At 57.6% G+C, this 20,627-nt stretch carries 24 protein-coding genes; 7 read left to right on the top strand and 17 right to left on the bottom strand.

Annotation, left to right across the window (positions count from 1 at the left end):
* Nucleotides 1–95: 95 nt before the first annotated feature.
* The 3 genes from tatC to AC2FH0_RS01965 are packed head-to-tail and all read right to left on the bottom strand — an operon-like array spanning nucleotide 96 to nucleotide 1,690.
* Nucleotides 96–1,013 carry a twin-arginine translocase subunit TatC gene (tatC, locus tag AC2FH0_RS01975; protein WP_281971999.1) on the bottom strand — a complete coding sequence of 306 codons (918 nt, stop codon included), beginning with the start codon at nucleotides 1,011–1,013 and terminating at the stop codon, nucleotides 96–98.
* Complete coding sequence (tatB, locus tag AC2FH0_RS01970; protein ID WP_281971998.1) at nucleotides 1,010–1,468, bottom strand: Sec-independent protein translocase protein TatB; 459 nt, start codon at nucleotides 1,466–1,468, stop codon at nucleotides 1,010–1,012. The genes tatC and tatB overlap by 4 nt, the downstream gene beginning before the upstream one ends.
* A 6-nt stretch (nucleotides 1,469–1,474) precedes the next feature.
* Nucleotides 1,475–1,690, bottom strand: a complete 216-nt coding sequence (locus AC2FH0_RS01965; protein ID WP_142633467.1) for a twin-arginine translocase TatA/TatE family subunit — start codon at nucleotides 1,688–1,690, stop codon at nucleotides 1,475–1,477.
* Between the two features lie 218 nt (nucleotides 1,691–1,908).
* On the opposite strand from AC2FH0_RS01965, the gene AC2FH0_RS01960 reads away from it, so the two are divergent.
* Nucleotides 1,909–2,214 carry a hypothetical protein gene (locus AC2FH0_RS01960; RefSeq protein WP_142633465.1) on the top strand — a complete coding sequence of 102 codons (306 nt, stop codon included), beginning with the start codon at nucleotides 1,909–1,911 and terminating at the stop codon, nucleotides 2,212–2,214.
* Between the two features lie 21 nt (nucleotides 2,215–2,235).
* Nucleotides 2,236–2,907: a helix-turn-helix transcriptional regulator gene (locus AC2FH0_RS01955; RefSeq protein WP_496693449.1), complete on the top strand. Its 672-nt coding sequence runs from the start codon at nucleotides 2,236–2,238 to the stop codon at nucleotides 2,905–2,907.
* Between the two features lie 63 nt (nucleotides 2,908–2,970).
* Here AC2FH0_RS01955 and AC2FH0_RS01950 read toward each other — a convergent pair whose 3' ends face one another.
* The 8 genes from AC2FH0_RS01950 to AC2FH0_RS01915 all read right to left on the bottom strand — a co-directional run bounded on the left by AC2FH0_RS01950 (nucleotide 2,971) and on the right by AC2FH0_RS01915 (nucleotide 10,371).
* Entirely contained in the window at nucleotides 2,971–4,122 is a 1,152-nt protein-coding gene (locus AC2FH0_RS01950) for a peptidoglycan DD-metalloendopeptidase family protein (RefSeq protein WP_496712948.1), read from the bottom strand.
* Between the two features lie 63 nt (nucleotides 4,123–4,185).
* Nucleotides 4,186–4,836, bottom strand: coding sequence for a protein-L-isoaspartate(D-aspartate) O-methyltransferase (locus AC2FH0_RS01945; RefSeq protein ID WP_142633458.1), 651 nt, complete (start codon nucleotides 4,834–4,836; stop codon nucleotides 4,186–4,188).
* Complete coding sequence (surE, locus tag AC2FH0_RS01940; RefSeq protein WP_271947395.1) at nucleotides 4,833–5,615, bottom strand: 5'/3'-nucleotidase SurE; 783 nt, start codon at nucleotides 5,613–5,615, stop codon at nucleotides 4,833–4,835. Before surE ends, AC2FH0_RS01945 begins: the two co-directional genes overlap by 4 nt.
* Nucleotides 5,616–5,736: 121 nt before the next feature.
* Nucleotides 5,737–6,822, bottom strand: a complete 1,086-nt coding sequence (locus AC2FH0_RS01935) for an ABC transporter ATP-binding protein (RefSeq protein ID WP_185956606.1) — start codon at nucleotides 6,820–6,822, stop codon at nucleotides 5,737–5,739.
* Nucleotides 6,823–6,902: 80 nt separating this feature from the next.
* Nucleotides 6,903–7,949, bottom strand: coding sequence for a methyltransferase domain-containing protein (locus AC2FH0_RS01930; protein ID WP_496788411.1), 1,047 nt, complete (start codon nucleotides 7,947–7,949; stop codon nucleotides 6,903–6,905).
* A gap of 90 nt (nucleotides 7,950–8,039) precedes the next feature.
* Complete coding sequence (locus tag AC2FH0_RS01925; RefSeq protein ID WP_496788409.1) at nucleotides 8,040–9,152, bottom strand: YhaZ family DNA alkylation repair protein; 1,113 nt, start codon at nucleotides 9,150–9,152, stop codon at nucleotides 8,040–8,042.
* Nucleotides 9,153–9,154: 2 nt separating this feature from the next.
* Nucleotides 9,155–9,934 carry an SDR family oxidoreductase gene (locus AC2FH0_RS01920; RefSeq protein ID WP_496788771.1) on the bottom strand — a complete coding sequence of 260 codons (780 nt, stop codon included), beginning with the start codon at nucleotides 9,932–9,934 and terminating at the stop codon, nucleotides 9,155–9,157.
* Nucleotides 9,935–10,008: 74 nt separating this feature from the next.
* On the bottom strand, nucleotides 10,009–10,371 hold the full coding sequence (locus AC2FH0_RS01915; protein ID WP_496788406.1) for a SnoaL-like domain-containing protein: 363 nt from the start codon (nucleotides 10,369–10,371) through the stop codon (nucleotides 10,009–10,011).
* A gap of 109 nt (nucleotides 10,372–10,480) precedes the next feature.
* Here AC2FH0_RS01915 and AC2FH0_RS01910 point away from each other — a divergent pair, with 109 nt between their 5' ends.
* The 3 genes from AC2FH0_RS01910 to AC2FH0_RS01900 all read left to right on the top strand — a co-directional run bounded on the left by AC2FH0_RS01910 (nucleotide 10,481) and on the right by AC2FH0_RS01900 (nucleotide 14,606).
* Complete coding sequence (locus tag AC2FH0_RS01910; protein WP_281971993.1) at nucleotides 10,481–12,088, top strand: peptide chain release factor 3; 1,608 nt, start codon at nucleotides 10,481–10,483, stop codon at nucleotides 12,086–12,088.
* A gap of 18 nt (nucleotides 12,089–12,106) precedes the next feature.
* A complete protein-coding gene (locus AC2FH0_RS01905; RefSeq protein ID WP_496788404.1) occupies nucleotides 12,107–13,048 on the top strand; it encodes a glycosyltransferase family 2 protein in 942 nt (313 codons plus the stop codon).
* Nucleotides 13,049–13,232: 184 nt separating this feature from the next.
* Nucleotides 13,233–14,606: a DEAD/DEAH box helicase gene (locus tag AC2FH0_RS01900; protein WP_496691135.1), complete on the top strand. Its 1,374-nt coding sequence runs from the start codon at nucleotides 13,233–13,235 to the stop codon at nucleotides 14,604–14,606.
* On the opposite strand, the gene AC2FH0_RS01895 is transcribed toward AC2FH0_RS01900, so the two are convergent.
* From AC2FH0_RS01895 to AC2FH0_RS01885, 3 genes are read right to left on the bottom strand one after another with little or no spacing between them, the layout of a single operon-like run.
* On the bottom strand, nucleotides 14,603–15,505 hold the full coding sequence (locus AC2FH0_RS01895) for an EamA family transporter (RefSeq protein ID WP_496788403.1): 903 nt from the start codon (nucleotides 15,503–15,505) through the stop codon (nucleotides 14,603–14,605). The two genes, AC2FH0_RS01900 and AC2FH0_RS01895, sit on opposite strands and share 4 nt — an antisense overlap.
* Nucleotides 15,506–15,526: 21 nt before the next feature.
* The gene (locus tag AC2FH0_RS01890) at nucleotides 15,527–16,411 is read right to left on the bottom strand and encodes a fatty acid desaturase (RefSeq protein ID WP_496788401.1); all 885 of its coding nucleotides are present in this window, start codon (nucleotides 16,409–16,411) and stop codon (nucleotides 15,527–15,529) included.
* The gene (locus AC2FH0_RS01885) at nucleotides 16,404–16,607 is read right to left on the bottom strand and encodes a DUF2061 domain-containing protein (protein ID WP_142635106.1); all 204 of its coding nucleotides are present in this window, start codon (nucleotides 16,605–16,607) and stop codon (nucleotides 16,404–16,406) included. Before AC2FH0_RS01885 ends, AC2FH0_RS01890 begins: the two co-directional genes overlap by 8 nt.
* Before the next feature lie 107 nt (nucleotides 16,608–16,714).
* Here AC2FH0_RS01885 and AC2FH0_RS01880 point away from each other — a divergent pair, with 107 nt between their 5' ends.
* Both AC2FH0_RS01880 and AC2FH0_RS01875 read left to right on the top strand, forming a co-directional pair.
* On the top strand, nucleotides 16,715–17,584 hold the full coding sequence (locus AC2FH0_RS01880; RefSeq protein WP_142633438.1) for a helix-turn-helix domain-containing protein: 870 nt from the start codon (nucleotides 16,715–16,717) through the stop codon (nucleotides 17,582–17,584).
* A 79-nt stretch (nucleotides 17,585–17,663) separates the two neighbouring features.
* Nucleotides 17,664–17,846: a hypothetical protein gene (locus AC2FH0_RS01875; protein WP_142633436.1), complete on the top strand. Its 183-nt coding sequence runs from the start codon at nucleotides 17,664–17,666 to the stop codon at nucleotides 17,844–17,846.
* Between the two features lies 1 nt (nucleotide 17,847).
* Here AC2FH0_RS01875 and AC2FH0_RS01870 read toward each other — a convergent pair whose 3' ends face one another.
* Genes AC2FH0_RS01870 through AC2FH0_RS01860 form a run of 3 tightly spaced genes read right to left on the bottom strand, consistent with a single transcriptional unit; the run spans nucleotide 17,848 to nucleotide 20,623 of the window.
* The gene (locus AC2FH0_RS01870; protein ID WP_496700478.1) at nucleotides 17,848–18,606 is read right to left on the bottom strand and encodes an SDR family oxidoreductase; all 759 of its coding nucleotides are present in this window, start codon (nucleotides 18,604–18,606) and stop codon (nucleotides 17,848–17,850) included.
* Nucleotides 18,603–20,069, bottom strand: a complete 1,467-nt coding sequence (locus tag AC2FH0_RS01865; protein WP_496788399.1) for a carnitine 3-dehydrogenase — start codon at nucleotides 20,067–20,069, stop codon at nucleotides 18,603–18,605. The genes AC2FH0_RS01870 and AC2FH0_RS01865 overlap by 4 nt, the downstream gene beginning before the upstream one ends.
* A complete protein-coding gene (locus AC2FH0_RS01860) occupies nucleotides 20,066–20,623 on the bottom strand; it encodes a lipocalin/fatty acid-binding family protein (RefSeq protein ID WP_496788398.1) in 558 nt (185 codons plus the stop codon). Before AC2FH0_RS01860 ends, AC2FH0_RS01865 begins: the two co-directional genes overlap by 4 nt.
* Between the last annotated feature and the right edge of the window lie 4 nt (nucleotides 20,624–20,627).

Below are 20,627 nucleotides of genomic sequence, written 5' to 3'. Positions count from 1 at the left end.
AGGGTCTCAAACCATGTTCCGCCCGGCGCGACAAGAGCGGCGCATGAAAAAGGCGCGCCGGGCTGGGCGCGCCTGTTCATTGCTTGATCGCAGCTTTATTTGCCGTCTTCTTCGTGGATGATATCGGCATCCGCCTCTTCTTCGCCGTCATAGTATCCTTCTGCGCGCAACTCGGCCTCGCGCTTTCTCTCAACTCGGGCGACAAGGAAGATCGACACCTCATAGAGGCCATAGACCACGACAAACAGGATGATCTGAGTGATCACGTCTGGCGGTGTCACAAGGGCAGCAAGCACCAGAATACCTACCATGGCGTATTTTCGGACACTGCCCAAACCCTCGGCGCTGACAAGTCCGGCCTTACCCATCAAGGTCAGCAGCACAGGCAGTTGGAAACACAGACCAAAGGCAAGGATGAATTTCAGCGTGATATCCAGCGATTCATTCACCTTGCCGAAGAACGTGATCTTCACGCCCTCGGTGGTTTCGGGCACAACCACGATCTCTTCCGGAACATCTCCGGTAGTCGCCGACAACAGATTGGCAAAAATCGAACTGACATCCGCAAAGCCCAAAAAGAACTGCATGGCCAGCGGCGTTACCACGAATTGTGCAAAAGATGCCCCCAGCAGGAACATGAACGGTGAGGCGACCAGGAATGGCAGGAAAGCGCCCTTCTCAGACCGGTACAGACCAGGTGCCACAAAGCGCCACAGCTGATAGGAAATCACCGGGAAGGCCAGCGCGAAGCCAAAGACCATCGAAATTCGGAACAGCGTAAACAGATATTCCTGTGGCGAGGTATATTGCAAAGTCGGAGACGGATCGCCCAGATCGCGCAGCGTTGCCTCGATTGGTTGGACCAGGAATTGCAGGATAGGTTCCGCGACCGTAAAGGCCAGGACAATGCCAATTACAAAGGCAATGACCGCGCGGATCAACCGCGTGCGCAGTTCCGCCAGATGCTCGATCAATGGGGCCGAGCTGTCTTCGATCTCGTCTGTGTCGGTCATGATTTGCCTTCGGTTTTCAGCGCGGCTTCGGCCTCTTCAGCCTTGGCCAGCGCGTCGGCGGCTTCTTTCGCCTTCCGCTCGGCCGCAGCGCGTGCGGTCGAGGCCTGGATTTTCTTGGCCTGTTCGGCCCGTTCGGCGGCCAGCTTACCGGTCTCGCTATCGGGGTCAAACTTGGTGGGGTCGATACTTTTGGCCAGGTCCTGCGCGGCTTCTTTCACACCATCCATGGCGCTGCCTACAGGGTTAGTGGCCGCGTTGAGACCTTTTTTGATGTCATTTACACCGGCCTGATCCGCCGCATCGTTCATGGCACTGCTGAATTCGCGCGCCATGCCACGGGCCTTGCCGACAAAACGACCGACATTACGGAACAAAACCGGCAGATCCTTTGGCCCCACAACGATCAGGGCAACGACGCCGATGACCAGAAGCTCGGTCCAGCCCAGATCAAACATACCGGATCAGACCTTGTCTTTGTCGGTCTCGGGCGTGACGTCCTTGGCCAGCTCGGATGCGTCCTGATCCAGTTCCTCTGCGCCTTCTTTGACGCCCTTCTTGAATGACGTAATGCCTTTGCCCACTTCGCCCATCAACGAGCTGATTTTGCCACGGCCGAATAGCACCAGAACCACAACTGCGATCAGCAGAATGCCGGGAAGGCCAATATTGTTGAGCATCTCTCTTCTCCTTTAACGTCGGCGCCGTACGCCGGAAATGTGATCTGGGTCCGTGTCTACGCCCGCTGGCCCGCCTGCAAAAGTGAGTTGTTCAAATCTGCGTTCAAATTTGATCCGATCCGATGTTTTTTACGGCCTCGGATTGATCAACTGACAGGTTTGTGTCAGTTGGTAGGGGCTAGGTAGGCGGTATCGAAACCTGGTCAACGGAGATTCACATGACCCATGTTGCAGAAATCGTCACCTTCACCCTCGCCAACGGGACAACCCCGGAAGAGTTTGTAAAACTCAGCCAAGCGTCCGAAGCCTTTGTACGCGCAGCTCCGGGGTTTGCCCATCGTCAACTCAGTCAAGGCGAAGACGGGCGCTGGACTGACTACGTGATCTGGACCGATATGAAGGCCGCACAGGACGCAGCTGCGCAGTTCCCGCAGCAGGGTTTTGCGCCCGCACTGATCGCCGCGATCAACCCCGAAGGCATGCAGATGCGCCACGAGAACGTGCTATGGAACATGACCGCCTGATCGCGGTCAGAACGGCGTGTCATGCGCCGCACTGACCGCCTGTTCGACATCATCCAGATCCTGCGCGACGGCAAACTGCACCGTGCGCAGGACATTGCGGATCGGCTCGAGGTGTCGGTCCGCACGATCTATCGCGACATGGATACGTTGGCCGCCTCGGGCGTTCCGGTCGAAGGTGAGCGCGGCGTGGGTTATATGGTGCGTGAGCAGATCACCCTGCCCCCGCTGAATTTGACCCCGGCCGAACTGGAAGCGCTGAACCTTGGCATGGCAATCGTGGCCGAGGCCGCCGACCCCGACTTGAAAACCGCCGCCGAGTCTTTGGCTGAAAAGATCGACGCCGTGCTGCCGACCCAGGTGATTGCCGAGGCTGACAGCTGGAAATTTGCGGTATACCCCTTTGCCGATGCCGCACGCGGGCTGGCGCATATGGCCCCGATCCGCGCCGCCATCAAATCACGACAAAAATTACGTCTGAGTTACCGCAGGATCGACGGCGTGCTGACCGAGCGCACCATTCGGCCATTGCATATGGAGTATTGGGGACGAGTCTGGACGCTGACTTCCTGGTGTGAACTCCGCGATGGTTTCCGGGTCTTCCGAATTGACCTGATCGAAACCGTCCTTCCCCTGCCCGAGATTTTTGCAGACGAGCCGGGAAAGCGTCTGAGCGATTACGACCCATACGCTTAACCCTGCCGTCATCGGGTTGGGATTATCCCTGCCAGCGGCATGGCCCTGACGGGGCCATTCTTATCATTTCAGATAGGGCTCTGGATCTACAGATTCGAAGCCTTTGCGCACTTCGAAATGGACATAGGCGTTGTCCCCGCTCCGCAGCGAGGCAATCTTCTGCCCTCGTCGCACGCGATCCCCTTTCTTGACCGTGATATCTGCCACATTGGCATAGACGGTCAGCAGATCACTGTTGTGTTTAACAACGATGATCGGAACCTGATCTGCATCAGCAGTGATCGCCGCAACAGTTCCCGCCTCTGCCGCCATTACAGGCGATCCTGCGGCCGCTGCGATGTCGATCCCCTCGTTCTTTCCCTTTTGATAGGTGCGGATAATCGTACCGTTCACAGGAAGCCCAAGCGCCGAATTGCTTTGGTTTGTTGGTGCCTCGGCGGTCACATCAGGTGCCGGAGTGGCCGGGGAAATGGTTTCGTCAGGCAAGGGCTGCGTAGCACTGGGCGGCGTCGGTGTCGGAGACCCCTGGCCGGGCTGTGTCACATTCGTTGCAGGCACAGCAGCTTTGCGCGGTGCGGATTGGCTTTTCACCGGGATCAGAAGGAACTGGCCTTCGCGGACGGTAAAATCGGAATCCAATCCATTCCAGTCTGACAGCGCCTCAACGGGAACGTCATAGAGGCGTGAAATTGTAAATGCCGTTTCACCACGTTTCACCTTGTGGCGGATCGGTTCGGGACCGGTTGGTGCCGGTGCCGCCGCAGGTTTTGCGGGCTCAAGCGTTGATGTACGGACCGAGCCATTTGCGGGGACCTCGTCGATTGCCGTACCAGCTATCGTCGCTATATCGACAGAGCTTGCGGAACCGACCGTCTGGGGCAGTGCCACAACTTCGCCCTCGCGCAGGGTATCTGTAGGCATTAGACCATTGAAACGCGCCAGCTCTCCTTCAGGCAAACCAACCCTTGCGGCCAAGTCTCTGACAGTGTCACCGCGGCGAGCAATCGCCACTTGATAGGTCGGATATGTGATGACACCCCTGGCATCCGGAGCGGGCCGGTTGGTCGTCGCCGACTGTGCTGCTTCGGCGGTGGAAAAACCGCCTACCTGTCCGCGAAGATCATAGTCCAGCGGCCCTTCGCACCCAGCCAGGATTGCAAGGCTAGCCACTCCTAACGCACAGCGGCGCATTGCTGATTTGGAAACTGCTCTCATTTTATTGTCCTCGACACCTGCCCCTGTTCATCGGGGTTCCGGCGCATTTTGCAGAATATTCCTTTAAGCTCCATCCTTCCCAAGCCCTTCTAACAAGGGCACAAAACGGACAGGCAACAATTCGTCATAGTCCAAACCGGATTCGGTGCGTCGGACCCTGATCAATGTCTGGACCGTATCCGACTGCCCCACCGGCAAAACCATGATACCGCCGATTTTGAGCTGCGCCAAGAGCGGCCCGGGCGGGTCCTCGGCAGCTGCGGTCACGATGATACGATCAAACGGGGCTTGCTCGGGCAGACCAAACGAACCATCCGACAACATTGCCGTCACATTTGTCAGCCCCAAATCACGGAACAACTGGCCGGTTTCGCGCACAAGTCGCTTATGACGCTCGACCGTGTATACCCGGCGTGCCAGTTTCGACAGGATCGCGGCCTGATAGCCCGATCCGGTCCCGATCTCGAGCACGGTATCACGCGGACGTACTTCCAGCGCCTGCGTCATCAGCCCAACGACAGACGGTTGGCTGATCGTCTGGCCGCACGCAATCGGCAGCGGCGTATCCTCATAGGCGCGTTCTGCAAACAGGCCTTTGACAAATCTGCCGCGATCTATCTGCTCCATTGCTGCCAGCACACGTGCATCCGTCACCCCGCGCGAACGCAGGGCAAACAGGAACTGCATGGTTGTTTCAGGGTCCAGTCCGCTCATTCGATCGACTTTAACGCTTCCAACGCGTCATGTGCCGTCAGATCCGCACGCATTGGTGTGACCGAGATATAGCCTGCCAGATTGACGGCAGCATCCGTCCCAGGTGCAGTCGGGTTGTGTTGATACCCGCCCTTGATCCACAGAAACCGCCGCCCCGAAGGTGAGCTGTGCGGCTCGACCGAGAAATGTGTGTCACGCCGATAACCCTGAGGGGCGATCCGGGTGCCCAGTACTTCATCCGCAGGCACTGGGGGGAAATTGACGTTGTAAAACAAACGGTAATCGCCTTGTTCTGCCGGCGTCGCCCCCAGTATCTTACGAACCAGCTCGGCACCAAATCGGGTCGCGGATTCGAACGGGTCATCCAGCCCCAAATTGCGCGGACCGAAATATTGAGACAGGGCAATAGCCGGAACCCCCTGCAGGGCCGCCTCCATCGCGCCCCCGACTGTGCCAGAATACAGCGTATTCTCGGCCGAGTTGTTCCCACGATTCACACCAGATAATACCAGGTCGGGTGGTGCGTCCTTCATCACATCGTGCAAACCGGCCAAGACACAATCAGCTGGTGATCCTTCCGCAGCAAAACGGCGTTCTCCCAGCTTGGCAACCATCATCGGGTGCGTGTAGCTGATGCAATGCCCCACGCCGGATTGCTCGAAAGCGGGCGCAACGACCCAGACTTCACCATCCGGTCCGGCCAGATCGGCAGCAATCGCCTCGAGTGCGATAAGTCCCGGCGCATTGATACCGTCATCATTCGTTAGAAGAATACGCATATGCCCCATCCACCGCAGCGTTTTTTCCTTGATAGACCCAGCTCCGCACTGCGGCAAGCAACCCGCAGGCGCAATCTGAGGCTTTCACGCACCACTTGCGCCTAAACTGCAGTTTTAGACCCTATTTGGGGAATACAAAGCACCGATCGCGGCGAATGGTCAGCCACATGACCCGCCCCGCTTGCGGGACAAACACGTTGGGAACGGTCGCTTTCAAGATTGAATCATCATAGTCCATACGGAATTCAATTAAGCTTTCGTTGCCCAGAAAACGCGCCCGTTCGACCACACCACGCGCGGCTACCCCGTCCGTCGGTGTCGGCAGTGGACCTTTGCCATTGCGATCAAAATCCAAACGGACGTGCTGAGGCCGAAATACAATCTCAACATTCGTTCCATCCGGCACACCCGGAGCAAGAAACTGACCAAATGGCGTATCGGCCAAAGCTCCGTTAACTTGCGCGCCTAACACATTTATATCGCTAAAGAATGCAACTGCAGCTTTGTCCGCAGGACGGGTGTAGACGTTGTAAGGCGCACCCTGTTGAACGATTCTGCCACGGCGCATCAGGGCGATCTCATCGGCCATACGCATTGCTTCTTCGGGTTCATGGGTAACCAACAGCACAGCGGCGTCCTCTTCCTTGAGGATCGCCAGAGTTTCGTCCCGAATTCCATCGCGTAACCGGTTATCGAGCCCCGAAAACGGCTCGTCCATCAACATGATCCGGGGGCGTGGGGCCAATGCGCGCGCCAGGGCCACCCGCTGTTGCTCACCGCCCGACAAGTGATGTGGAAAGCTGTCTGCGAACCGCATCAGGTCGACTTTGGCCAGCAACTCATCCACGCGTGCGCGTTTTTCATCTTTGCTACCCTTCAGGCCAAAGGCAACATTGTCAGCTACGCTAAGATGCGGGAACAGGGCAAAGTCCTGAAACATCAGGCCAATCTCGCGCCGCTCAGGCGGGACACGGAACACCGTATCGCAGATCAGCTTGCCATCGACATAGATCTGGCCTGTCTCTTGCATCTCGACACCGGCAATCATCCGCAGCGTCGTTGACTTGCCGCACCCTGACGGCCCCAACAGGCATGTCACCTGCCCCGCTTGCACGGTCAGCGAGACGTCATCAACCACCACCCGACCTTCGTACCGGGCGACCAGATTGCGAATTTCCAGACGCGGAGGAGTTGCGTTTACTGTCACCGATGGACCCCGTAGCCTTACCCGATCAAATCAATCGGGCTTGGGCGGGGATAGCAACACCTCCCTTTGGGTGCAAGGGATCAGCAGCAGCCGCCCGTTTCGGCCTGCCCGGTCGCCTCAAATGGGCTTTCACCACCGCAGCCTTCGAAGATGCCGTAATGGGTTGAGAAATCACCGATGAACTCGAAATGCCGCGCAAACCGCGTGTCTTTGAGCATCATCCATGTGTTGCCGCACACCGGAAACACCTTACCCGTCGCGATTGCGTGGTGGTCATCCAGCTCAAACATGTGCGCCGCATTGGGGACAGTGCCCTTATAGATCACGGCCTGACCATAATCTTCACAGGCGGGTTCCAACGCAGGTAACTTGAACAGACGATAGGTGGCTGACAGAAATTTGAGCGGTGCCACGCGGTCCTCAAGAACCGGATTTTCGATGGTCAAGGAGCGGTGCGTGACTCGACGCGGGTCGCCGAAACCGGCTTTGCGAGACATCGACAGAAAATCATTCCAGTACAGCGCACCGGACAGACACTCGCCATACAGAACCTCATCCTCGGCCATTGCCTGCGGTACGCGACGATCCGCATAAACGTCCGAGAAATACATCTCTCCGCCGTCCTTAAGCAGGCGATGCGCGCCGCGCAGAACGGCCTCCTTATCGGTGGCCAGGTTGATCACGCAGTTCGAAACGATGATATCGAAAGACCCCGCCTTTAAGTCCAGTTCATCCAGCTTTTCTATGTAGCCGTGATGGAATTCCACGTTGCTTTGGGCATACCCAAAGGTTTCGGCGTGATATTCCTGATGCGCGCGAGCGATATCCAACTGCTCGGGTGTCATATCAACGCCCACCACACGGCCTTTCTCACCTACCATAGCAGACAGGGCGTATACATCCCGACCCGCGCCACAGCCAAGATCGAGGATGCTCATCCCCTCAAGATCCAGCGGCGCGATCAGCCCGCAGCCGTAATAGCGGGTCAGCACGTCATCATGGACCTTGGCGAGGATCTTTTTCAGATGATCCGGCATATCGTCGGGCGTACAACACGCGTTGGTCTGCAGGTCCGCGCTGCTTTGCAGGACCTCGCCATAATAGTTCTGCACCGATTCATGCTTCATCGCTGTCATCCCCTGATCTGACTGATGTTGAGCTAACCCAGCACCGCGCACCGTGCAATAAAAAGCCGAGCAATCTGACGAAAGGTTGAGCTAGCCCAGCAGCTCAAAATCCAGATCCGCGCGCACCCGGCCATTCACCTGAATCTCCAGAAGATGTGCGCCGGGAACAAGCCTGAACGTGGTCGCATCGCCTTTGAGCTTGTGCTTTTTGCTCAAGGTCAGGTTTCCATTCCTTAGCGCGGCCTGTTTCAGCTTGTGAACTTTGGCCGATTTTTTGCCGCCAGGTCTTTGAAAATGGATGATATAATCAATCAAAACGGGTTGGTTCACCTCACCAGCCAATGAAACATCAAACTCAAGCGCGCCGCCAATCTTTGCCTGCCCATTTACCATAACCGAGACCTGTATATCGGTATCAGGGTCATATCCCAGCATCTTCATCGCGCGTGGGTGCCCGGCCTTAACCAGACCGCGCAGGGTATGAGAGGTCATCCACCGCAGCTCGTCCGCGTCTTGACGCTGTGAACGAGACCAGCCCTGCAGGCGGTCCAGTACCAGATCCGGGTCTTTTTTGGAGATGTCGTTCAGATGGTTGGCCACCGACCGCGTCACATAGCGCGTTTGGTCCTGATGCAGCCGATCCAGCAGAGGCAGCGGATCGGTCAATTCCAGCCCCACCGCCTGCCCCCATGGCAAACGCGGGCGGGTTCCTTCGGACACCAGACGCCGCACGTGATAGCTGTCATGTCCGCACCAATCCTCCAGCCGCTCCATGACGTGTTCGGGGTGGCGATTGAGAAAGGGGCGAATGGCCCATTCCATCGAAAACCTCTGCGTCAGTTCAGCCAGCACGTCCAGCGCGAGGTCGGGGTGGTCAAGGCCGACATTCACGACCCAATCCCCCAGCGGCGCAAAGATGAAATCGCCAAAATCGTCGTCGGTCTTGTTCGGATCCAGCGGCGGCGGCAAGGCCCGTAAAAGGGTCGGAGCGACAGTTGGCAGCTCACCCGGAACCTGTTGCTGCAGGCATTCGGCGATCCACGCCATCCGCTCTTTCAACTCAAGCTCGAGAAGGCGTGACATCACCTGCGTTTGAAACGCCTGTGCATCGAACCCTGGATCAGCATCGGCAAAAAGCCCCGCCAGATAACGGGTTTTTTCCGCATTAAACAGCTGATCCTTCAGTGAAAATCCTTGCGCCATGGTCACATCGTCAGATTGGTCGCGCCACCATCCAACAGGATGTTCTGCCCGACGATAAAGCCCGCATGCTGCGAACACAGAAACGCGCAGGTTGCCCCGAACTCCTGCCGCGAGCCATAGCGGCGCGTGGGGATGGTTGCCTCACGCTGCGCGCGTGCCTCGTCAACGGAAATGCCTTGCTGCGCAGCCACACCACCGTCCAGAGAATCCGCTCGATCCGTCGCATGTATCCCCGGCAACAGGCTATTGATTGTCACACCATGCGGCGCGACCTGCCTGGACGTTCCGGCCACATATCCGGTTAGCCCGGTCCGTGCCGCATTAGACAGGCCAAGAACGGCAATCGGCGCCCGTACGGATTGCGAGGTGATGTTCACCACCCGGCCCCAGCCCTTATCCATCATGCCGGGCAACAGGGCCTTCATGAAGGCAATCGGGGTCAGCATGTTGGCATCCAACGCCTTGATGAAGTCCTCGCGCTGCCAATCCGACCAAAGGCCCGGAGGCGGACCGCCAGCATTTGTCACAAGAATATCAACGCCCTGCGCGGCAGCAATCACCTGCGCCTGCCCCTCTTCTGAGGTCACATCACACGCAACACTCTGCACTTCGACACCAAATTCCGAGCGCAAACGCGCGGCTTCAGCCTCTAACGCGTCGGCCCCTCGCGCGTTCATCACCAGATTCACACCAGCCGCCGCCAGAGCCTCGGCGCAGCCCAGACCCAAACCTTTACTGCTGGCACAGACCAGCGCGCGCTTTCCACCTATTCCCAGATCCATCTGTTCCTCCCCATCTGTGATTATCCGCATGTCTTTCACCCAGCAGACAGGGAAGACAGATTGATGACAAGGGGTTAGTAGAAGAACTCTTCCCGGACGATCTTGCCATCCGCGACGTGATACAGCGCAACTTCGCGCATATCGAAGCTCTCACCGCTTTCCTTGAACTTGCCCTGCACCTCAAAGATCACGGCAAAACGGTCTTCGCCATGCACCATCGGGTCACTGACGTTTCCGCCCGTCACTTCGGTCGAACTCTCCCACCAATCGTGCTTGCCACGGATCGCGTCGCGCCCACGCGCCTCGCGTCCCATACCGGATGCATCGACGGCCTCGACCGAAACGGCATCTGCCGCATACAGCTTATCCAGATTGGCCTTGGCCCGGTTTTCCCGGCATCCCGCCACCAGCTCATCGGCGATTTCTTTCAAATTCATTGATCCTCTCCATTATTTGTTCACTATATGTTCTTATTGCCACAAGCAGACGATTCGAACCAGCCTCTTTGTCTTGCTTCGGCAGAATTCCCCGCCTATACGCGCGACTATGCTTGATACCGCCACGAACCAACCCACCTTGCCGCCCGAGATCGCCCGGCGCCGGACATTTGCCATCATCTCGCACCCGGATGCGGGCAAGACGACCCTGACGGAAAAGTTCCTGCTGTATGGCGGCGCCATCCAGATGGCCGGTCAGGTACGCGCCAAGGGTGAGGCACGGCGGACACGTTCGGATTTCATGCAGATGGAGAAGGATCGCGGGATCTCGGTCTCGGCCTCGGCCATGTCCTTCGACTATGGAAACTTCCGGTTCAATCTGGTGGACACGCCCGGCCACAGCGATTTCTCGGAAGATACTTATCGCACTCTGACCGCAGTGGACGCGGCCGTGATGGTGATCGACGGCGCGAAAGGTGTGGAAAGCCAGACCCAGAAACTGTTTGAGGTCTGCCGCCTGCGCGACCTGCCGATCCTGACCTTCTGTAACAAGATGGACCGCGAAAGCCGCGATACGTTCGAGATCATCGACGAAATTCAGGAAATGCTGGCCATCGACGTCACGCCCGCTGCCTGGCCGATTGGAGTCGGCCGCGACTTTATCGGCTGTTACGACATGCTTCGCGACCGGCTGGAGCTGATGGACCGCGCTGACCGTAACAAAGTGGCCGAAAGCATCCAGATCAACGGGTTGGACGACCCCAAGCTGGCTGAACATGTGCCCGAGCACCTGCTTGAGAAGCTGCTGGAAGAGGTTGAGATGGCACGCGAATTGCTGCCCGCGCTTGACCCCCAAGCGGTATTGGAAGGCCACATGACCCCGATCTGGTTCGGCTCGGCGATCAACTCGTTCGGCGTCAAGGAACTGATGGAAGGCATCGGCGCCTATGGTCCACAGCCACAGGTACAGTCCGCGGAACCCCGCCAGATCGCACCGGAAGAAAAGAAAGTGTCCGGATTTGTCTTCAAGGTTCAGGCAAACATGGACCCCAAGCACCGCGACCGGGTGGCATTTGTGCGCATGGCCTCGGGCCATTTCAAACGCGGCATGAAGCTGACCCATGTTCGATCGAAAAAGCCGATGGCAATCTCGAACCCTGTGCTGTTTCTTGCATCCGACCGGGAACTGGCCGAAGAGGCCTGGGCCGGAGACATCATCGGCATCCCAAACCACGGCCAGCTGCGCATCGGCGATACGCTGACCGAGGGCGAAGCGATCCGGGTAACCGGCATCCCTTCCTTTGCGCCGGAACTGCTGCAGACCGTGAGACCAGGCGATCCAATGAAAGCCAAGCATCTGGAAAAAGCCCTGATGCAATTCGCCGAGGAAGGCGCGGCCAAGGTGTTCAAACCGTCGATCGGATCGGGCTTTATCGTTGGCGTCGTTGGCGCGCTGCAATTCGAGGTTCTGGCCAGCCGGATTGAGATGGAATACGGCCTGCCAGTACGGTTCGAGGCGTCTCAGTTCACCTCCGCCCGCTGGGTCAGTGGTGAAAAGGCTGAGGTCGAGAAATTCGTCAATGCCAACAAGCAGCACATCGCTCATGATCATGACGGCGACATCGTCTATTTGACTCGCCTGCAGTGGGACATCGACCGGGTCGTGCGGGACTATCCCGACCTGAACCTGACCGCCACCAAAGAGATGATGGCGTGACAGGGTCACGAGCTTCATATGCCGGATGATGTCCTAAGCTGGGGCATTGTATCAACGATCCGGGGCTCGGCCCCGGACATACTTCGGTTTGCGGCCTATCACATCGATCTCGGGGCCGACCGGATGTATCTGTATCTGGACGAGCCCTGCCCGGCTGCGTTCAACGCCCTGAACCGCCACCCACGGATCGAAATACGCAACTGCGACGAAGGGTACTGGGCGAACCGAAAGCGCGAGAGGCCCGACAAACATCAGGTCCGGCAAACCGCAAATGCCAGCTTTACTTACAGAAAGGCTGAGGTCGACTGGCTTGCCCATATTGATCTGGACGAGTTCCTCTGGCCGCAATCCGACCTTGGCGCGATATTAGCGGAGATTCCGCAACATATCCCAGCGGTGCGCGTTCGTCCGATCGAGCCCGTGGGCGGAACCGGAGACCTGTACAAAGCCTATATCCCCGCTGGTCAGGGCCGTGATGGGATCGTTCAGGCACTATATCCGAATTTTGGCGGATTTGTACTTGCTGGATTCCTCAGCCATGTTCAGGGTAAACTTTTTGTTCGCAAAGGCTTACCTAAGATCAATTTCCGGATTCACAATCTGTTTCAGGATGGCGAAATCCTCCCGACCAAGGTCGAGCTGCCCCAGGTAGATCTATGCCACCGTCATGCACCTGACTGGGATCATTGGCTAGCCCATTATCGGTTCCGGTTCGAAAAGGGCTCGTATCAGCCAGGCATGTCACCCAATGTTCCGCGCGAACAAGGCGGAATGAACATGAATGAATTACTGAGCTGGATCGAAGAAGAAGATGGGGCTCAAGGCCTGCGGGCTTTCTATGATGAAATCAGCGGCGCCGACCAAGAAGTTCGCACCCGCCTCGAAAAGTTTGGGCTGATTAAGCACCGTCCGCTGGATTTGGATGGAAAAGTCGCGAAACATTTCCCCGGAAGTACCTGAATTGTTGCGATAAATCCGCATGGTCAGCCGGTGTTGCAGCGTAAAAGTGACTTCATTTGACCCTGCCCCGTGATTTTGTTATGTCCCGCCAAGCCGAAATGCACAAAACATCGCATGGCCATCCGGGCCCGGCACATTCTTTACGCGCGGGCCAGGTTTTAGTGTCCGCAACAACCGGACATACATGACAAAGTTTAACGAACTGAACCTGAACCCGAAGGTCCTCAAAGCCATTGAGGAAGCCGGATACGAAACGCCAACACCGATCCAGGAAGGCGCAATCCCACCCGCGCTTGAGGGCAAGGACGTTCTGGGTATCGCCCAGACCGGTACAGGCAAAACCGCCAGCTTCACGCTACCGATGATCACGTTGCTGGCCCGTGGCCGCGCACGTGCGCGCATGCCGCGGTCGCTGGTGCTGTGCCCGACGCGGGAACTGGCCGCGCAGGTGGCCGAGAATTTCGATACCTATGCCAAAAATGTAAAGCTGACCAAAGCGCTGTTGATCGGCGGCGTCAGCTTTAAGGAACAAGATGCGCTGATCGACCGTGGCGTCGACGTTCTGATCGCCACACCAGGTCGCCTGCTGGATCATTTCGAACGCGGCAAACTATTGTTGACCGGCGTCCAGATCATGGTGGTGGATGAGGCCGACCGAATGCTGGATATGGGCTTTATCCCCGATATCGAACGCATTTTTTCGCTGACGCCGTTCACACGCCAAACGCTGTTCTTCTCAGCCACCATGGCGCCCGAGATTGAGCGGATCACCGATACATTCCTGTCGGCCCCAACCCGGATCGAAGTTGCCCGTCAGGCGACGGCCTCGGAAACCATCGAGCAAAGTGTGGTTATGTTCAAAGGTGGTCGCCGTGACCGCGAGGCCAGCGCCAAGCGCCAGGTCCTGCGTTCGCTGATCGACTCCGAGGGCGAAAAATGCACCAACGCGATCATCTTCTGCAATCGTAAGACCGATGTGGATATCTGTGCGAAATCGCTGAAGAAATACGGCTATGATGCTGCCGCGATCCATGGCGATCTCGATCAGTCACAACGGACGAAAACACTGGACGGTTTCCGTGACGGAACACTACGCCTGCTTGTCGCCTCGGACGTTGCCGCGCGCGGATTGGATGTGCCCTCTGTCAGTCATGTGATCAATTTCGATGTCCCCGGCCACCCCGAGGATTATGTGCACCGGATCGGTCGTACAGGTCGCGCCGGACGCGAAGGCAAAGCGATCACTATCTGTTCGGGTCGCGATGAAAAAGCACTGGCCGCGATCGAGAAGCTGATTCAAAAAGAAATTCCTCGCTTGGACAATCCGGTAAAGGAAGAGCCGAAACCCGAGAGGCCAAAACCCGAGAAAAAGGCCCGGCCAACTGAGGTCCGACCAACAGAGGCCCCCAAACGCGACGATAAAAGAGAAGATCGCAAGAAGGATAAAGAAGTCAGAGGCCGTGGACGGCGCGCTGACAACGGTCCTTCAGTCGTGGGAATGGGCGATCACCTGCCCAGCTTTATCGCGCTCAGCTTCGACGAACGCCGCACGGGTTAAATAGACAAAACCAGCGCCAGAATTGATGCGCCCAATAACGTCATCCCGGCGATCTCGCGCCGGGTGATGGTTTCGCGGAAAAACAAGATCGACGCGAACAAGCTGAGGATTAGCTCGACCTGCCCCAGAGCCTTGACGTAGGCGGCGTTTTGCAAGGTGAATGCCAAGAACCAGCAGAACGATCCGCACAGGCTGGTCAGTCCGACAAATACGCCTGTTCGGCGTGTCTGCCACACGGCGCGCAGCTCGGCCCTGTCTCGCCACAACAGCCACAGGCCCATGCTGACGAACTGGAGCGAGACAACGACTGCCAGCGTCACAAGTGCCCGATACCACGCATCAATCTCGCCCAGTTCAAGCGAGGCACCCCGATAACTGACCGAGGAAAACGCAAACAGCACACCTGATCCCAGGCCAAGCCGCGAGGCCCGGTTCGTCAGATGTCGCCACCACGCCCCGTCTCCTCCGGGACTTTTCGACAGCAGCAACACAGCCGTCAGCCCCAGAAAGATCGCACCAAGCGCCCAGGACGAGACCTGATCGCCCAGGACCAGAAATCCAACGATGGCGGTCTGGATTACTTCGGTTTTCTTAAAAGTTATGCCGACAGCAAAATTGCGCTGTTTGAACAAGGCGACGACACAGATCGTGGCAAGGATCTGAGCCGTTCCTCCAATGGTGGCAAACACCCAGAACCGGGCGGTCAGCGGCGGCAAGGAATACCCCGTCAACTGCAGCGCCGCGATCAGAGCGATTAGAACCAGCGGGATTGAATAGGCAAACCGGGCAAATGTCGCCCCGGCGGCCGTCAGCTTTACACTGCTCAGCGATTTTTGCAGCATGAACCGCACCGTCTGAAACGTTGCGGCGGCGATAGTGACAGGTATCCAGAGGCTCATGCCGCCTTTTGTGGCCGCAAATCAACCCTTTGGCCAGAGCGGATGCGCCACCGGGTCTTTTACCTTCCAGAAATACGCCCGGAAAACATCGGCATATGAAGGGTATACATAGGCCTTGTTCGTGGCCAGATAGCCCTCTTTATCCTGCTGGTAGATCTTCGGAAGTTGATACCAGGGGGTACGCGGGTTCAGATGATGAACTACATGTAAATTGTTGTTCAAAAACAGAAAAGACAGTATCCCGCGATCTTCGATGATAACGGTTCTTGCCCCCACATCTTCATGCGCACGGTGTTCCAGAAAAGTGCGTATTTTGACCAGGCCAAGCCCCAAATACGCGGACAGGACATAGGCCCAGACCGGCATGGGCGACAAGGTCACGATCCAGATAACCACAACCACGCCCGCCATATGCAAAGCCCATGCGCGCAATATGTCCCATTCGCCACGCGCGGCCCCTCGCAACTCGTCCCTGACAAAGGCAACCTGTCCGATTGCTGGGCCCAAAACGATCCGCCCCAACAGAGTATTGTTCACCGATAACAACCGCCTGTGCGAATGACCTAGCCCCGACCAAACTTTTGGGTCCAGATAGTTTGATTCAGGATCATCATAGGGGTCGGTCAGCGTTGCATCCCGATGATGCGCCAAATGCAGGTCTCGGAACCGCTGATATGGGATGAATAAGGTCAAGGGCAGCGCCATCAGCGCCTCGTTCAGCCATCTGGCGCGAAAAGGATGCCCATGCAGCGCCTCATGCGTTAATGATGAATGTAACGCGGCCACCGCGCCCATCACTGGAACCGCCAACCAGATGGGCAGGAAGAAGATCACGGCCAACCAGGCAGCATAACAGGCCAGCATCAGCGTGAAAGTGCCCCATTCCGGACCCGGGCGCTCAGACATTGCGCCCCCACGAAATGCCCGCCCAGACCCTCTCATAAACCACATAGAGTGTCAGCCCGATCGCCGTGTTTACTACGGCCAGAGTTCCGCCAATCGCGGCGGACCCTGTCGCAACCAGCCCAACCACCGACATGATGATCAGGCCCATCACGTTCCACAAAACCGCCTTCACGACCGATCTGCGTCGTGTTTCCATTCTGTCACCCATAATATTGTTATGGCTTAAGAAATACGGCCCGCCGCTTAGGTTGAACATTCTGAATATGATTAACAAAACTCATCAAACGTGATATTTATCACCACATGCAGGATAAAATAGACAAACGCGACCGCGCCGCTCAATTCCGTTTGCGCCTTGCCCGCGCAATGGAAGAACGCCAAATCAGCCGAAGCGCCCTCGCGCGCCAGATCGGTGTTGACCGCTCAACCGTATCGCAACTGTTGACTGATCACGGGGCACGGTTGCCGAATGCCCATGTTGTAGGAAGCTGCGCGACAGCATTGGGTGTTTCGGCGGACTGGTTGCTGAGCCTGTCTGACCGGCCGGAAAGCGCGGCCGAGTTGCTGGCTTTGTCGCTGAGCATGACTGAGGCCCCCCGCGCCCTGGTAGATGAGCGCATATTCGAGTGGCACCAAGAGGCAGCGGGTTACAAAATCAGATATGTTCCTGCGACCTTGCCCGACATGCTCAAGACCCGCACCGTTCTGGAATGGGAATACGCACCGCATCTGGGGCGCACGGCAGATCAGGCCATAGGTGCGTCCGAAGATCGACTGACCTGGATGCGCAGCGCCCAGTCCGATTACGAGATCGCAATGCCGATGTACGAAATCGACAGCTTTGCGCATGCAACCGGCTATTATCAAGGTCTTAGCCTTCGCAAGCGGCTGGATCAGATTGACCACCTTTTGGAGTTGTGTGAACAGCTCTACCCACGGCTGCGTATCTATCTGTTCGATGCCAAACGGCTGTATTCGGCTCCCGTAACGATTTTCGGTCCCCTTCTTTGCGTGTTTTACGCAGGAAGCCATTACATGGCCTTTCGCGATCGCGACCGGATTGAAATTTTCAGCCGCCATTTCGACACTCTGGTTCGCGAGGCAGTCGTGACCGCGCGGGACTTTCCAGAGCACCTGCAACAGCTCAGAGCAGCGATTTCCCGCGACATGTGATGCATCCCCGTACAACCTGTGGTATCGTCGCCGGGCGCGAACTTTCGGGCATTCCGACCACAGACGGAGGACCACAGGAATGGACGCACTGAAAACAGCCCAATATGCACGGGCTTTATACACGGCGCACGGTGACCAGGCCGAGGCAGAAGCCGCAATGAAAATGCGCGAATGCGAGGCTGCCGGAAACGCCCAGCAAGCCCGCGATTGGCAAGCCGTTCGTCAAACCATCCGCCAGATCCGCGGCCCGAACCAGGGCTAGCTTACAACTTCGGGTCAGGATTAACCGTGTGGCCATCCACCGCGATCACCTGACCCGACACCAACCGCGCCGCGCCAGAGGCCAGAAAGACAGCCATATTGGCGATGTCCTGCGCTTCGACGAAACGACCCATGGACGTGCCCGAGGCATAGCCCTGATAGACCTCGTCCCGGCTCATGCCCTTGGTCGCCGCCTCGCGTGCCAGAACGCCTTCCATCCTTGGGCCCTCCACCGCGCCGGGACAAATCGCATTGGCGCGGACGCCGTGAGGGCCAAGCTCCATCGCCAGTGTTTTCATCAATCCGATCACCGCCCATTTGGCCGCGGCATAGGGCGCACGAAAGGGATAGCCATATTGCCCCGCAGTGGATGAGGTCAGGATGATGCTGCCCGCCCGGGCGGATTTCATCAGCGGCGCGGCGTATTTGGCCGCCAGAAACGCCCCCTCCAGATTGACCGCTACGCAGCTGCGCCAGTCCTTGAGGTCAATATCCTCGATAGCGCTGGTTGGCCCGGCAATTCCCGCATTGGCGCAGAGCGAATCCAGACCACCCGCATCAGAAATCGCGGCGAACACGGCATGCATATCGCCCTCGTCCGACACGTCAGCATGGTGGGCTGTCCAATGATCCGGCACGCCATCTAGCGCCGCCCGATCAATATCTGTGATCCAGACATCATACCCGGCCGCATCAAACGCCTCTGCCATAGCCCGACCAACACCCGAAGCGCCAGCCGTCACCAACACCCGGCAGGTCATGAGGGTTTCCGGATCGCAACCCCGGCCCCTTCGGGATAAGGCAATCCGGCCTGCGCTTCGGCGATGCGGGCCATAGCGGCCTCAATGCTGGGCGATGGCGGGCTGGGGCGGCGTGTTTCCAGGCTGACATGCAGCAAAAAGCTCTCCCCGGTCGCCAGCAGCGTCTCACCGCTATACATGCTGTGGAACACGTGCAGTTTCTTGCCCTGCCCCAACAGCATCTGGGTGCGCACCTCAATCTTTGCGCCGGCATGGACCTCATTCATGTATCGAATGTGGTTTTCCGCAGTGAAATAGCTGCCCCCGGACGAGATATATTCCATATCGCAGCCTATGATTTCCATGAACCGGTCGGTGGCGGCGGCGAAGGCCTCAAGGTATTTGGCTTCGTTCATATGACCGTTGTAATCGGTCCAATCCAAAGGCACGGCACGAGACAGAGTCAGGATCGGTTGGCTCAGATCCGCTTGCTCCAATGATGGCAGCGCGCCCGGTTTCAGTAGCGCGTCATGCTGGTTCAGCACCGCCCCCGCGCCCCAGTTCTGCGCCTTGAGCGCGCGCATCATCCCCACAAGGTTGTTGTCGCGGATACGCTCCAGCTCGCGGATCGAATGCATGCCGGATTGCGCATCCGACTGATCCGCAATCAGGTCGACAAGCTCGTCAGTGAATTCGGGCACATCCATCAGCTTGGTCCAGGGCCATTTCAGTGCCGGGCCGAACTGCGCCATGAAATGCCGCATCCCAGCCTCGCCGCCGGCGACACGATAGGTTTCGAACAGACCCATCTGCCCCCAACGGATGCCAAACCCCATACGGATCGCCTCGTCGATTTCCTCGGTCGTGGCGACACCGTCCTTGACCAGCCACAGCGCCTCGCGCCAGACGGCCTCAAGGAACCGATCAGCGATATGCGCGTCGATCTCTTTCTTGACGTGCAGCGGGAAGAATCCGACCGATTTCAGGACCTCTTGCGCCCGTTCGATCATCTCCAGCGGGTTCGCACCAGTTGGCACCAGTTCGATCAGCGGCAGCAGGTAGACCGGGTTGAACGGATGCGTCACCACGATCTGTTCGGGGCGCAGCGCGCCCTCCTGTAACTCTGACGGCTTGAACCCGCTGGTTGAGGACCCGATGATCGCACCCGGATCACAAGCCTCTTGCAAGCCCTTGTAAACCTTCAGCTTCAGATCCAGACGTTCCGGCACGCTTTCCTGAATCCAAGCGGCACCCTGCACCGCATCGGCCATTTCCTCATGAAACGATAGCGCCCCTTCGGGAGGCAACGGCACATCGCTTAGCCCCGGCAACGAGCGGCGCGCATTGTCCAGAACTTCTCCGATCTTACGCTCGGCTTCCGGGTCCGGGTCGAATACCCGGACATCCCAGCCGTTCAGCAGGAACCGCGCGGCCCATCCACCACCGATTACCCCACCGCCAATGATTGCTGCTGTTTTGGTCATCGCTTCACTACTTTCAACTCTTGAGGGTCAAACCCATTTTCGCTCAGTACGTCACGCGCAATCGTCAGTTGATTTTGTGTGATCGTAAAATTTCGGCTCAGTACAACTGCAAACGACCTATCTGTGCGGGCCAATACAACCATCTGCTCCCCGTCACCCACGTAGATGATTTGAAACTTTGCCGGGCTTGCGGCTGTGATGTCATATTCAAATGCCGACTCGGAGCGCCGAGTGGGCACGCTCAGGTGGTTTTCAAAGCAATCACTTGCTCCTGCGATGTACCCAAAACATTCGGTCCGGTCCGGGTCGCGCAATTGATAGATAGGGTATGGCTGTCCCTCCAACCTCACAAAATGCCGCTGCTTGCCCTTGCTTTTGCGTCTGGACGCAGCAACCTCAAAATACGGTTCGTCAAAGATCGACCAGTTCACCGCTTCGACGGGTTGAAAAGTAGCTTGATGCGCTTGAAAGCCCTCATTGTCTACCAATCCACACGATGGAATCAATCCAACGAGCAAACATCCGACTACCCATGAAAGAACTCGGCGGAACATGGCG

The sequence above is a fragment of the Ruegeria sp. CDSC051 genome, from assembly GCF_059610665.1.
Note: the sequence above shows the minus strand (reverse complement) of the source record. Positions and strands in the feature narration are given on the sequence as shown.